Raw genomic sequence first — 13,645 nt, 5'->3', positions numbered from 1 at the left:
GGTGCTACTCCAGAGGGTTCTCGGTGGCGGGACGGTCGGTCTCGGGGCGCCCGGTGGCGCCCCCGGGAACGGGCGGGACGAGCTCCGGCGCCGGGATCCGGCGGAAGCGCAGCCGGGCGCCCGGGGGCAGCTGGGCCAGCACGGCCAGGTCCTGCGGGTGCACCACCCCGATCACGGGGTACCCGCCGGTGGTGGGCGCGTCCTGCAGCAGGACGACGGGCAGGCCCGAGGGCGGGACCTGGACGCAGCCCGGCACGGTGCCCTCGCTGGGCAGCTCGTCGGTGCGGGCGCGGTCGAGCGGCCGCCCGTCGAGCCGGGCGCCCACCCGGTCGGACGAGGTGGCGAGCGCCCAGTCCTGGGCGAAGAACGACTCCACCGCCGAGGCGGGGAACCAGTCGTCGCGGGGGCCCGGCACCACCCGCACCACCGGCACGCCGGCCGGTTCGGGCAGCGGCTCGGGGGGCCGGACGGCCGTGCCCGGGGCGGGGCCGACGGGCACGGCGTCCCCGGGGCCCAGCGGGTTCGGGCCCAGTCCGGCGAGGGTGTCGGTGGAGCGGCTGCCCAGCACGGGCGGGACCGCCACGCCGCCGCGCACCGCCACGTAGGCGCGGGCGCCCGAGACGGTGGCGCCCACGGCCAGGCGCTCGCCGTCCCGCAGCGCGAACGGTGTGCCGGGCGCGGGACGCCAGGGGGCGGGGCCCTCGACGGCGAGGGGCGCCGCGGCGCCGGTGACCGCCAGGACGTGGTCCCCGTGGGCGGTGAGCTCGAGGCGGCCGAGCAGGTTCTCCAGCAGGGCCGCCCCCGCGGGGTTGCCGACGAGCCGGTTGGCGGTGGCCGCGGCGGCGGCGTCGAGGGCGCCGGAGGGGGAGACCCCCAGCGCCGCCGAGCCGGCGCGGCCGCCGTCCTGGACGAGGGTCTGCAGGCCGGGCCGGTCCACGACCAGGTGGGCGCCGCGGACCGGCGCCGGTGCGGCCGTGCGGGGGGCGACCTCGACGAGCTCGCGCACGGGCCGGTACCGCACGCGGTCCCCGGGGCGGAGCAGGGCCGGGTCCTCCCGGTCCAGGTCGAACATCCGGGCCGCGGTGCGGCCGATCAGCTGCCAGCCGCCCGGGGAGCGCCGGGGGTAGACCGCGGAGAACCGGCCGGCCAGGGCCACGGCCCCCGCCGGGACCGCGGTGCGCGGGGTGTCCCGGCGCGGGACGTCCGGCACGTCCTCGGCCGCGCAGTAGAAGAAGCCGGGGGCGAAGCCCGCGAAGGCGGCGGTCCACTCCTGCCCGGTGTGGGCGCGCACGACCCCGGCCGCTCCCAGGCCGGTGAGCTCCCCGACCGCCTCCAGGTCCTCGCCGTCGTAGACGACGTCGATGGTCACGGTCCGCGCCTCGCCCGTCCCCGCGGTCCCGCGCGGGGCCGTCAGGGCGGTGCGGACGACGTCCCGCAGGGCGGCGGGGGTGCTCGCGCGCACGACCACGGTCCGCGCCCCGGCGACGCAGTCCACCAGGCCGGGGAGGTCCGCGGCGGCGAGCCGGGCGTGCAGGGCCACGGCGTCGTGCAGGTCCGCGCACTCCACGACGGCGGCCTGCGGTCCCAGCGGGCGGACGGAGCGCTCCGCGGCGGGCGCGCTCACAGGAAGCTGCCGACGCGCAGGCCGGCCTCCTCGAGGGCGCGGCGCACGCGCTCGGCGATGGCCAGGGCGCCCGGGGTGTCCCCGTGCACGCAGATGCTCTCCGCGTCCACCGCCACGACCGAGCCGTCGACCGTCTCGACCACGTGCTCGGTGGCCATCCGGACCACGCGCGCGGCGATCTGCTCGGGGTCGTGCAGCACGGCGCCGGGCTCGGAGCGCGGGACCAGGGTGGCCTGCGGGGTGTAGCCCCGGTCGGCGAAGGCCTCGCGGACGGTGCGCAGCCCGGCCGCGCGCGCCCGGCGCTCGATCTCGGAGCCCGGCAGCACCAGCAGGGGCAGGGCCGCGTCGACGTCGCGCACGGCGTCCACCACGGCGCCCGCGTGCTCCTCGTGGTGGACGATCGCGTTGTAGAGGGCCCCGTGCGGCTTGACGTAGCGGACCTCGGTGCCGGAGGCGCGGGCCAGGGCCTGCAGGGCGCCGATCTGGTACACCAGCTGGTCGGTCAGCTCCGCGCGGGGCACGGCGATGAAGCGGCGGCCGAAGCCCTTGAGGTCGTCGTAGGAGACCTGGGCGCCCACGGTGACCCCGTGCTCGGCGGCCACGGTGCAGGTGCGGCGGGCGACCGTGGGGTCCCCCGCGTGGAAGCCGCAGGCCACGTTGGCGCTGCTGACCACGTGCAGGACGGCCTCGTCGCCGTCCATGGCCCAGGCGTGGAGGGACTCGCCGCAGTCCGCGTTGAGGTCGATGTCGGAGGGGGACATGGTGTGCTCCTTGTCACGTCGGTCCCTCCAGCATGCGCCTTCCCGATGGATTGTTCAACAATTTTTGCGGACGTGTCTTCCGAGCCGGTGCGGGACGCTCCTAGGACCAGGCTCCGGTCCGGTCGCGCAGCACCCGGTAGGCCTCCAGGACCTGGGGCGTCGGGTCCGCGGTGAACTCCTGCACCCCGGGCAGCGCCCAGGCCGGGGGCTCGTCGGCGCCGGAGAGCGCCCAGGCGGCCTGCCGCGCCGCGCCGAGGGCCACGTACTCGCTCGGGGCGGGCACGAGCACGGGCCGGCCGAGCACGGCGGGCGCCAGCCGGCGCACGGCCTCGGACTGCGCGCCGCCGCCGATCAGCACGATCCGCCGCGCGGGGACCCCGGTGGCGCGCTCGAGGGCGTCCACGCCGTCGGCCAGGGAGCACAGCAGGCCCTCCACGCAGGCCCGGGCGACGTCCTCGCGGGAGGTGGCCGAGGACATCCCGTGCAGGGTGGCCCGGGCCCCGGGGCGGTTGGGGGTGCGCTCGCCGTCGAGGTAGGGCAGCAGGGTGGTGCCGCCGGCCCCGGGGCGTGCGGCCAGGGCCAGGGCGGAGAGCCCGGCGTGGTCGACCCCGAGGAGCCGGGCCCCGAACTCCAGGATCCGCGCGGCGTTGAGCGTCGTGGCCATGGGCAGGTACCGGCCGGTGGCGTCGGCGAAGCCGGTGACCAGCCCGGTCGGATCGGCGGTGCGGGTCTCGGAGACCATCGCCGCGACCCCGGAGGTGCCGACCGAGAGGGAGACGTCGCCGGGTCCGAGCGTGACGCCGAGGGCGGCGGCCATGTTGTCGCCGGTGCCGGCGGCGAGCTGCGCCCCGCCGGGCGTGCGGCCCAGCACGGCCCGGGGGTGCGGGGCGAGCTCGGGCAGCGCCACGTCGCGGCCGAGGGCCCGGCGGGCGAGGTCGTGGCTCCACTGCTCCGTGCGGGTGGAGAAGTAGCCGGTGCCCGAGGCGTCGCCGCGGTCGGTGAAGAAGGAGGTCTTCTCGGCGTTCAGGTGCCAGGAGAGGTAGTCGTGGGGCAGCAGCACCCGGTGGGTGCGGGCGGCGTGCTCCGGCTCGTGCTCGGCCATCCAGCGCAGCTTGGTGGAGGTCATGGAGGCCACGAGCACGCTGCCGAGCTCCTCGGCGCACGCGGCCGGGCCGCCCATCTCCTCGACGAGCTCGCGGGCCTGGGGCGCCGAGCGGGTGTCGTTCCACAGCAGGGCGTCGCGCACCACGGCGTCGTGCTCGTCGAGGGCGACCATGCCGTGCTGCTGGCCGCCGACGGCCACGGCGGCGGCCTCGTCGAGGAACGGCCCGGCGGCGTCGTCGAGGGCGGCGAGCCAGGCGCGCGGGTCGACCTCGGTGCCGTCGGGGTGGGGCGCCCGGCGCCGGCCGAGGACCTCCCCGGTGGCGGCGTCGACCAGGAGGGCCTTGGTGGACTGGGTCGAGGAGTCGATGCCCAGGACGGTGGTGCGTGCCATGCGGAACCTTCGGGACGGGAGCGGAACGGGACAGGGGCGGGAACGGGGCGGCGGTGCCGCCGGAGGGGCCGGCCCGGCGCAGGGGGGCGTGCGCCGGGCCGGCCCGGGGAGGGCGCGGCGTCCGGACGGGGAGGGGCCGCGCCCGGGCGGATCAGCCGCGAGCGCCCATGAGGTGCTCGACGGCGAGCTGGTGCAGGCGCACGAAGCCGTAGTTGCGCTCCGAGGGGCCGGTGAGGTCGAGGTCCTCGTAGGCGCTGCGGTCGGCCAGGAAGGTGGTCAGGTCCTCGCCCTCCGCCAGCGTCGGCTCCGCGAGCTCGAGGACGCCGGACTGCGCCATGGCCTCCTGGACATCGGGGTCCTGGCGGAACGCGACGGCGCGCTGCTTCAGCAGCAGGTACATCTGCATGTTGGCGGCCGCCGAGTCCCACACGCCGTCGAGGTGCTCGGTGCGCGAGGGCTTGTAGTCGAAGTGGCGGGCCCCCTGGTAGGCGCCCGGCTTCGACGGGAAGCCGTTCTCCAGCAGGTCGACCGTGAAGAAGGCGCTGATCAGGTTGCCGTGGCCGAAGACCAGGTCCTGGTCGTACATCGGCCCGTTCTGCCCGTTGAGGTCGATGTGGAACAGCTTGTCGCACCACAGGGCCTCGGCGAGCCCGTGGGTGTAGTTCAGGGTGGCCATCTGCTCGTGGCCGGTCTCCGGGTTCACGCCGACCACGTCGCCGTTGTCCAGACGGTCGATGAACGCCAGCGCGTGCCCGATGGTCGGCAGGAAGATGTTGCCGCGGGGCTCGTTGGGCTTGGGCTCGAGGCCGATGCGCATGTCGTAGCCCTGGGACTTGATGTAGCCGGCCACGGTGTCGATGCCCTCCGCGTAGCGGTCCAGGGCGGCGTAGAGGTCCTTGGAGGAGTCGTACTCGGTGCCCTCGCGCCCGCCCCACATCACGAAGGTGGTGGCGCCGAGCTCGGCGGCGAGGTCGACGTTGCGCAGCACCTTGCGCAGCCCGTAGCGGCGGACCCGCCGGTCGTTGGAGGTGAAGGCGCCGTCCTTGAAGATCGGCTCGGCGAAGGTGTCGGTGGTGACCATCTCGCAGACCGTGCCGGTCTCCTCGATCGTCTGCTTCAGCCGCCCGACCAGCCGCTCGCGCTCGGCCTCGGAGGCGTCGAAGGGAATGAGGTCGTTGTCGTGGAAGGTGAAGCCCCAGGCGCCGAGCTCCGCGAGCCTGCGCACGGACTCCAGGGGGTCCAGGTCCGGCCGGGAGGCCGAGCCGAACTGGTCGCGGGCCGACCAGCCGACGGTCCACAGGCCGAAGGAGAACCGGTCCTCCGGCGAAGGGGTGACGGAGGCGGCGAGCGAGCTCGCCGGTGAGGTGACGGACATGGCGGGTCCTTTCCCAGATTGGTTAGTTACCGTTACTTACTATGGATCGTCGAGTACCGTGGGACCAGACCGGCGGCCGCTTTTTCTCGTCCGCCGCGCGACCGCGCCCGCCCCCGGCCGGTCCCGCCAGCAGCGAAGGAGACCGTCCGTGCAGTCGAGCCACCTGCGGGAGCACAACCTCTCCACCGTCCTGCGCGCGGTGGCCGGGGCGGGGGAGCCGGTCTCGCGCGCCGCGCTGGCCAAGAGCACGGGCCTCACCAAGCCGACCGTCTCGAAGCTGGTCCAGGAGCTGCTCGACGCCGGCCTCCTGGTGGAGGGGCGGCAGCCGGCCGTGCGGGCCTCGGGCCGGCCGATGATCCCGCTGAGCATCGCCCGCGGCAGCGTGCTGGGCGTCGGGCTGGAGATCGCCGCGGACCACCTGGCCTGCCTCGTCACCGACCTCGGGGGCCGGGTGCTCCACGAGGACGCCCGGTTCGGGGCGTACGCGGGGGCGTCCGTGGACGACGTGGCCGCCGCGCTGTCCGAGCTGCTCGACGACGCCCTGGCCTCCCGCCCCGACGTGCCCGTGGCCGGCATCTGCGTCTCGGTCCCCGGCCGGCTGGGCCCGGACCGGGCCACGGTGCTCTCCGCGCCGAACCTGGCCTGGCGGGACGCCCCGCTGGTCGAGCGGCTCCGGCGGCTGCCGTCCTTCCGGGGGCCCGCGCTGACGGCCGGCAACGACAGCATGCTCGCGGCGCGCACCGAGGTCCTGCGCCGGCCCGGCCAGTCCTTCCTGTTCCTGCACGGGCAGACCGGGATCGGCGGCGCCGTGGTCCTGGAGGGGCGGATCCACGGCGGCGAGCACGGCTGGGCCGGGGAGCTGGGCCACGTCACGGTCAGCCCGGCGGGGAGCTGTGCCGGTGCGGGCGGCGCGGCTGCCTCGAGGCCTACGCCAGCTACCACGCCCTGCGCGGGCGGACCGGGCTGCCGGAGGACGTCAGGATCGAGGACCTCGTGGCGGCCACGGCCGAGCGGCTGCGGAGTCGGACGGCGGTGATGGAGATGATCGGGCGGCCCCTCGGAGTGGTGCTCGCGAACTCGATGAACGTGCTGGACCTGTCCACCGTGGTGCTCTCCGGGTACTTCGCCCCGATCGCCGCGGAGCTGGAGCCCGTGCTGCGGGAGGTCGTCGAGGCCCACGCGCTGACCGCGGAGGTGGGCCCGATCGAGATCCAGCGCTCGGCGGCCGACGCCCACCCGGCGCTCAGCGGCGCGGCCGCCACGGCCCTCGAGCCGATCCTGACCGCACCGGCCCGCTGGCTCGACCGGCGCTGAGGCTCCCGCCTGCGCGCGACGGGCCCGCTCCCGGGGAGGAGCGGGCCCGTCGTGCGCGGGCGGCCCGGTCAGGGCCGTCCGGTCAGTGCGGTCCGGTCAGTGCGGTCCGGTCAGCGGAACGCGGGGTGGTGCTCCCACTTCGCGTCGCCGCCCGGCTGGGACCGGACCAGGGTCTCCTGCAGGGCGTCGTAGGCGGGCTTGCGCTCGTAGCCGCCCTCCATGGTCAGGGCGTCCCCGTAGCCGGGGAAGGTGTTCGGCACCCAGGAGTGCTCGTCGAGCACGCCCCACACGGTGAAGGAGTTGCAGTCCTCCACGGCCAGGCACGCCTCGAGGGCCATGCGGTACCAGTCGGCCTGCTTCTGCCGCAGCTCCGGGCTCATCTGCCCGTCCGCACCGACCGGCCCACGCACGTCGATCTCGGTGACGGCCGTCTCCAGGCCGAGGTCGTCGAAGCGCTGGAGGTTCTGCTGCATCCGCCCGTCGAAGCCGTACTGGAGGCCGAGGTGGGTCTGCATCCCGAAGCCGTGGACGGGCACGCCCTGGGCGAGCAGGTCCTGGATCAGGGCGTAGTAGGCGTCGGACTTCGCGTTGAGGCCCTCCACGTTGTAGTCGTTGAAGAACAGCTGGGCGTTCGGGTCCGCGTCGTGGGCCCAGCGGAAGATGTCGGCGATGATGCCCGGCCCCAGCTCGCGCAGCCAGATGTTGTCCTCCGTGCGCAGCCTCCCGCTGTCGTCGAAGATCTCGTTGGCGACCTCCCACTGCTGGATCCGGCCCTCGTAGTGGCCGACCACCGTGTAGATGTGCTCCTTGAGGACGGCGCGCAGCTCCTCCGGGGTGTGGTCCCCGTTCTCGAGCCAGTCGGGGTTCTGGCTGTGCCAGAACAGGGTGTGGCCGCGCACGACCTGCCCGTTGGCCTCGGCGAAGTCGACGATGTCGTCGGCGGGGCCGAAGTCGTACACCCCCTCCTCGGGGTGGATGAACTCCCACTTCATCTGGTTCTCGGGGGTCAGGGAGCTGAACTCCCGGGCCAGCACCGAGCGGTACTCGGGGTCGGAGGGGAAGGGCTCGGGGTAGTCGGCCGAGGTGTGGTGCCCGCCGCCGGCCACCGCGCTGCCGATGCGGAAGTCCTTCGGGGTGTTCCAGCGCAGGGTGTCCTGCTGGGCCAGGCCCGGCGGCGTGGCGGGGGGTGCGGCGCTCGCGGCCTGGGGGCCGCGGTGAGGCACAGGGCGGCGACGGCGCTCGCGGCACCGATCCGCAGGACGGGGAGTCGTCGGTTCATCTCGGGGGTTCCTTTCGAGGGGTCGTGCACGGGGACTGCAGGGGGTCTCGGACGGAGGTCGGGGCGGACCGGGGGCCGGCCACGAGGGCCGGCGCGCGGTCTCCCCAGGGGGGATCCGGAGGAGTGGACGGGGCGCGGGCCGCGCGGCGGCCCGCGCCCCGGGTTCAGGAGGCGTCGGCGGCGAGCGCGCGGTCGGCGACCTCGACGTCGACGGGGGTGGTGAGGACGCGCTCGACGTCCTCCACGTCGCGCACCGGGCCGGTGACCACGAACCGGTCCTCCAGGGGGAGGTCCTCGCTGGAGGGCCCGGCGCGCAGGACGAACTCGCCCGGCTCGACGATCCGGCGCATGGCGCGCCCGGTGAACGCGGTGCGGTCGGCGTGCAGGTGGAAGACGACCCGGGCGCTCTGCCCGGGCTCCAGGGCGATCTTGGCGAAGCCGACGAGCATCTTCACCGGCCGGACCACCTGGGCCACCGGGTCGCTCAGGTAGAGCTGGACGACCTCCTGCCCGGCCCGCTCGGACGTGTTGGTCACGGTGACGGCGGCGTCCACGGTGCCGTCGGCGCCGATCTGCGCGGCGGAGAGCTCCAGGGCGTCGTAGGAGAACGTGGAGTAGCCGATGCCGTGGCCGAACGGGTAGAGCGGCCGGGGGTCCAGGTTGGAGACCCCCTCCGCGTACCCGCCCAGGGTGGGGGTCAGGTAGGTGCCGGGCTGCCCGCCCACGTGCCGGGGGATGCCCACGGGCAGCCGCCCGGAGGGGTTCACCCGGCCGGAGAGCACCCCGGCGACGGCGTGGCCGCCCTCCTCGCCCGGCATGAAGGCCTGCACCACGGCGGCGCAGCGGTCGTCGAACGCCCCGAGGCTGTAGGGGCGGCCGGTGACGAGCACGAGGACCACCGGGGTGCCCGTGGCCAGCACCGCCTCGACGAGCTCGGCCTGCCGGCCGGGCAGGGACAGGTCCACCACGTCGCAGCCCTCCCCGGAGGTGCCCGTGCCGAACAGCCCCGCGAGGTCGCCCACGGTCACGACCGCGAGGTCGGCCTCCTCGGCGGCGGCCACCGCCTCGGCGATGCCGCTGGTGTCCGGGTCCGTGAAGTCGACGCCGCGGGCGTGGCGGAACGTGGTGCCCCCGTCCGCGAACTCCTCGGTGAGGGCGTCCACGATCGAGGTGATCTCGATGCCGGTGCCGGACTCGCCGAAGCGGGACAGGACGTGGTTGGTGAAGCTGTAGCAGCCCAGGAAGGAGCGGGGCTGGGCGGCGCTGGGGCCGATGACGGCGATCGTCCGGTCGGTGTCGCCGGAGAGCGGCAGCACGCCGTCGTTCTTCAGCAGGACGATGGACTCCTCGGCCATGCGCCGGGCCAGCCGGCGGTTGTCCGCGGAGTCGAGGTCCACGGCCCCGCCGGCGGTGCCGGGGTCGAATCCCTCGTCGAGCAGGCCGAGCTCGACCTTCTGGGTCAGCACCCGGCGCACCGCGCGGTCCAGGAGCGACTCCTCGAGGGCCCCTTCCCGCACGGCGGCGGCGAGGTCGGCGAAGCAGCTGGTCTCGGGCAGCTCGACGTCCATCCCGGCCGCGAGCGACTGCACGCCGGCGTCCCGCGGGTCGGTCGCGACGTGGTGCATGGACTCGAGGAAGCTGACGGCCCAGTAGTCGGAGACGACCGTGCCCTCGAAGCCCCACTCGTCCCGCAGCAGCGTGGTGAGCAGCTCGGGGTCGGCGGCGGGGGGGACGCCGTCGACGTCCGCGTAGGAGTTCATCACCGCGCCGACCCGCCCGATCCGCACCGCCATCTCGAAGGGCACGAGCACGACGTCGCGGAGCTCGCGCGGGCCGATCGAGACGGGGGCGTGGTTGCGCCCGGCCCGGGAGGTGGAGTAGCCGGCGAAGTGCTTGAGGGTGGCGATCACGCCGGCCTCCTGGAGCCCGCGCACGTACTCGGTGGTCAGGGCCCCCACGAGGTAGGGGTCCTCGCCGACGGTCTCCTCGACGCGACCCCAGCGGTAGTCGCGCACGACGTCGAGCACGGGGGAGAGGCCGAGGTGGACGCCCACCCCCTTCATGTCGGCGCCGATCCGCCGGGCCATGGTGCGGACCAGCTCGGGGTCGAACGCGGCGCCCCAGGCGATCGCGGCCGGGTAGCAGGTGGCCCCCAGGGTGGTGAAGCCGGTGAGGCACTCCTCGTGGGCGATCGCGGGGATCCCCAGCCGGGAGGTGCCCACGACCTGGCGCTGCAGGGTGCGCAGGTGCTCCACCCCGTCCGCCGCGGAGATCGGGGCGCTGCCGAAGGCGCGGGTGATGTGGCCCAGCCCGTGGGCGATCGCGGCCTCGAAGGTGGAGCGGTCGTTGGCGAAGGCGGACTCCATGGGGGCGGCCCCGCCGGTGGCCTCCTCCGGGTCCGGGCGCAGCCAGTAGCTGCCGAGCTGGCCGGCCTTCTCCTCGAGGGTGAGCTCCTGCAGGAGGGCGTCGACGCGCTCGCCGACGGGGCGGGACGGGTCGTTCCACACCGGGGTGCCGGGCGGGGTGCTGGACGGGGTGCTGGGCGAGGTCATGGGGTTCCTTCGGGTTGGTGGGCGCGTCACTTGCCGAAGCCGGCGGTGAGCCCGGCGACGAGCTGGCGGCGTCCGAAGACGTAGAGGACGAGGATCGGCAGCGCCGAGAGGACGACGGCGGCCAGGACGGCGGGGATGTCCGCCTGGAACTCCCCCTGGTAGGTCCACAGGGACAGCGGCAGGGTGCGCTTCTCGGAGCTCTGGGTGAGGATCAGCGGGAAGAGGAAGTTGTTCCAGCTGTTCAGCGCGTTGTAGACGCCCACGGTGGTGACGGCGGGCATGCTCAGCGGCAGCACGAGCGTGCGGAAGACCTTCCAGTCCCCGGCCCCGTCGAGGGTCATGGACTCGTAGAGCTCGTTGGGGATGTCGCGCATGAAGTTGGTCAGGATCAGGACCGTGATCGGGATCCCGGAGGCGATGCCGGGCAGGATCAGCGCCGCCAGGGTGTCGTAGAGGCCCAGCTGCACGATGATCAGGTAGATCGGGATGATCGTGGCCTGGATCGGGATGGCGATGCCCAGCAGGAACAGCCGGTTCGAGAACACGGCCAGCCCGGTGCGGCTGCGCACGATCACGTAGGACGCGAGCAGGGACAGGAACACGATCCCCGCCACCGTGCCGACGACCACCACCACGCTGTTGAGGAAGTACTGGACGAACTGGTTCTGCAGCACCGTCAGGTACGGCGTGAACGTCGGCGCCGAGGGCACCAGGGGATTGGTGGAGTAGTAGTCCTCCCGGGGCTTCGTGCTGGTGATCGCGATGTAGTAGATCGGGACGATGATGACGGCCAGCCACAGCCATCCGCCCACGGCCGCCGGGATGTTGGGGACGCCCCGGCGCCGGCGGCGGGCGGGAGCGGCGCCCCCGGGGCGGGGCTCCGCCGGGCGAGGGGCCGTGGGGCGGGTGCCCGTGCTGCCCGTGCTGTGGGGACGGGTGTCCGCAGGACGTGTGCTCATGGGGCTACGCACCTTCCGCCTGGCTCTCCATCTTGTCGGCCCCGGTGAGCCGTTGCAGGCCGAGGGCGAGCGTGAGGCCCACGGCGACGAGGATGACCGCCAGGACACTGGCCTCGCCCATCTGGTTGCTGCGGAAACCGGTCAGGTACATGTCCAGGGGCAGGATCCGGGTCGCGGTGCCCGGTCCGCCGCCGGTGAGGCTGAAGACCAGGTCGAAGTAGGTCAGCGACCCGACCAGCATCAGCGTCGAGGACGTGACGATCGTGTACTTCAGCTGCGGGAGCGTGATCGCGAAGAACTTCCGCACGGTCCCGGCGCCGTCGAGCGTGGCGGCCTCGTACATGCTCTGCGGGATCTGCCGCACGCCCGCCTGGTAGAGCAGCGAGTGGAACGGGATGAACGACCAGGAGATGACGAACACGACCACGTAGAACGCCAGGTCCGGCCGGCCGAGCCAGTCCTGCCGGAGCACGGCCGCGTCGAAGGCCTGGGACAGCCCGAAGTTCGGGTCGAGGAGGGCCTTGAAGGCGATGCCGATCGCGGCGGCCGAGAAGAGCATCGGCAGGAAGTACAGCACCGAGAGGAACTCGCGGTAGCGCTGCTGACCGGCCATGAACACCCCGAGCAGCAGGCTCAGCGGGAACTGGACGGCGTAGCTGAGCAGGGTCAGCTTCACGGTCAGCCACATCGCCTGGTGCGAGACCGGGTTCTCGAGCACCGACACCCAGTTCCCGCCCCCCGCCCACTGCGGCGTGCCGAGACCGTCCCACTCCATGAAGGACAGCACCAGCACGCCCAGCAGCGGGCCGATCGAGAAGATGCCGAAGAAGGCCAGGGCGGGGGCCAGCAGCCAGTTGCTGGGTCCCGCGCCCGCCCGGGCCCTGCGCCGGGCGGGCGCGCGCAGCAGCATCACAGCGTCCCGTTCATCGCGGTCTGGAACTGCTCGGGGGTCATCTCACCGGCGAAGACCTGGCTGAGGTTGGTCAGCAGGGCCTGGCCCTGGTCGGCCGGCAGCGCCTGGTCCCAGGAGAGCTGGAAGTGCGGCGCGTCCTGGACCATCGAGTAGGCGAAGTCGAGGTACTCGGGGTGCTCGGTCTCGTCGATCTTGTCCTCCACGCCGTCCACCGCCGGGATCAGGCCGGCGTCGAAGAGCGTGTCGACCGCCGTGTCGTCGAGGTTCATCTGCTCGAGGTACTCGAAGGCCGTCTGCTGCTCCTCCTCGCTGGCGTCCGCGGACACGGCCCAGAAGTTCGCGGGGTTGCCCACGATGTTCTGCGGGTCGCCCTGTCCGCCCTCGATCTCGGGGAAGGTGGTGTAGCCGAGGTTGCCCTCCGCGGTCCACTCCGGGGCGTCGGTGAGGAAGCTGGAGTACACCCAGCTGCCGTGCAGCATCATGGCCGCCTGGTCGGTGTGCACCAGGGCTACGTCGGCGCCCGCGTCGGCCACCACCGAGCCGTAGGCGTCGCCGAAGCCGCCGGCCTCCACGAGCTCCTGGATCTTCTCGAGCGCCTCCGTGATCGCGGGGTCGGACCAGGCGTTCTCCTCGCCGTCCACGATCGCCTGGAAGACCTCCGGGCCGCCGATCCGGTCGGTGAGGTACTGGATCCACATCAGGTACGGCCACTGGCTGGAGCCGGCCACGGAGATCGGCGTGACGCCCTCGGCCTTGAAGGCCTCCACGGCGTCCAGCATCTCCTCCCACGTGGTGGGCACCTTCACCCCGGCCTGCTCGAAGAGCTTGGTGTTGTAGTACAGGATCACCGGCTGGGTGTTGTTGTTCGGGACCGCGTAGAGCTTCCCGTCCACCGTGCCGGTCTCCAGGACGGAGTCGAGCGCGCGCTCCTCCATGCCCGGGATCTTGCCGGTCAGCTCCACCACGTCGCCGTTCTCCACGTAGCTCTCGAGGTTGTCCCCGCCCCAGTTGTAGATCAGCGTCGGGGCGTTGCCCGAGCCCACGCTGGTGCGGATCTTCTCCTTGAACGCGTCGTTGGCGAAGTACTCGGCGGTGATGGGCTCCTCCGCGTGCGCGTCGTTCCACTCCTGGAATGAAGTGCGGAAGGTCTCCTCCGCGCCGCCGGTCAGGGTCCAGGCGCTGGCGCCGGCGGCCTGGCCCGGCTGCGCGCCGCCGCCGCACCCGGCCAGGGTCAGGGCCGCGGCGCCCACGAGCGCGATGCGGGACAGCGACCGCCGGGAGAACGGGGTCCACAGGGCGGGGGCGGTGCGGCGGGTGCGGTCGGTGGTCATGGCGTGCTCCTCAGCGTCCGGTGATGCATTGCGCTTACGAAA

The 13,645-nt window shown here is 73.8% G+C and carries 9 protein-coding genes and 1 pseudogene; 1 reads left to right on the top strand and 9 read right to left on the bottom strand.

The genetic code is table 11. From position 1 onward, the window contains the following. Positions 1-4: 4 nt before the first annotated feature. From BJF77_RS06480 to xylA, 4 genes are all read right to left on the bottom strand, one after another. Positions 5-1,624, bottom strand: a complete 1,620-nt coding sequence (locus BJF77_RS06480) for a 5-oxoprolinase/urea amidolyase family protein (protein WP_075871641.1) — start codon at positions 1,622-1,624, stop codon at positions 5-7. After that, on the bottom strand, positions 1,621-2,385 hold the full coding sequence (locus BJF77_RS06475) for a LamB/YcsF family protein (protein ID WP_075871640.1): 765 nt from the start codon (positions 2,383-2,385) through the stop codon (positions 1,621-1,623). The genes BJF77_RS06480 and BJF77_RS06475 overlap by 4 nt, the downstream gene beginning before the upstream one ends. Before the next feature lie 100 nt (positions 2,386-2,485). Next, positions 2,486-3,880, bottom strand: coding sequence for a xylulokinase (gene xylB / locus BJF77_RS06470; protein WP_075871639.1), 1,395 nt, complete (start codon positions 3,878-3,880; stop codon positions 2,486-2,488). 151 nt (positions 3,881-4,031) lie between these two features. Next, on the bottom strand, positions 4,032-5,255 hold the full coding sequence (gene xylA, locus BJF77_RS06465; RefSeq protein WP_075871638.1) for a xylose isomerase: 1,224 nt from the start codon (positions 5,253-5,255) through the stop codon (positions 4,032-4,034). Here xylA and BJF77_RS22530 point away from each other — a divergent pair. After that, positions 5,254-6,569: pseudogene (locus BJF77_RS22530) on the top strand (ROK family protein). The gene xylA and the pseudogene BJF77_RS22530 sit on opposite strands and share 2 nt — an antisense overlap. A gap of 110 nt (positions 6,570-6,679) precedes the next feature. Here BJF77_RS22530 and BJF77_RS06455 read toward each other — a convergent pair. From BJF77_RS06455 to BJF77_RS06435, 5 genes are all read right to left on the bottom strand, one after another. Further along, entirely contained in the window at positions 6,680-7,792 is a 1,113-nt protein-coding gene (locus tag BJF77_RS06455; RefSeq protein ID WP_139318463.1) for an endo-1,4-beta-xylanase, read from the bottom strand. Positions 7,793-8,012: 220 nt separating this feature from the next. Further along, on the bottom strand, positions 8,013-10,400 hold the full coding sequence (locus tag BJF77_RS06450) for a glycoside hydrolase family 3 N-terminal domain-containing protein (protein WP_075871637.1): 2,388 nt from the start codon (positions 10,398-10,400) through the stop codon (positions 8,013-8,015). Positions 10,401-10,426: 26 nt separating this feature from the next. Further along, a complete protein-coding gene (locus BJF77_RS06445; protein ID WP_082157332.1) occupies positions 10,427-11,359 on the bottom strand; it encodes a carbohydrate ABC transporter permease in 933 nt (310 codons plus the stop codon). 4 nt (positions 11,360-11,363) lie between these two features. Then, the gene (locus BJF77_RS06440) at positions 11,364-12,269 is read right to left on the bottom strand and encodes a carbohydrate ABC transporter permease (protein ID WP_083665012.1); all 906 of its coding nucleotides are present in this window, start codon (positions 12,267-12,269) and stop codon (positions 11,364-11,366) included. Further along, complete coding sequence (locus BJF77_RS06435) at positions 12,269-13,603, bottom strand: extracellular solute-binding protein (RefSeq protein WP_139318462.1); 1,335 nt, start codon at positions 13,601-13,603, stop codon at positions 12,269-12,271. Before BJF77_RS06435 ends, BJF77_RS06440 begins: the two co-directional genes overlap by 1 nt. Positions 13,604-13,645 lie beyond the last annotated feature (42 nt).

Source organism: Kocuria sp. CNJ-770, from assembly GCF_001942375.1.
GTDB lineage: Bacteria > Actinomycetota > Actinomycetes > Actinomycetales > Micrococcaceae > Kocuria > Kocuria oceani.
The sequence above is the reverse complement of the archived record's forward strand: the minus strand, read 5'-3'. Positions and strand labels throughout refer to the sequence as shown.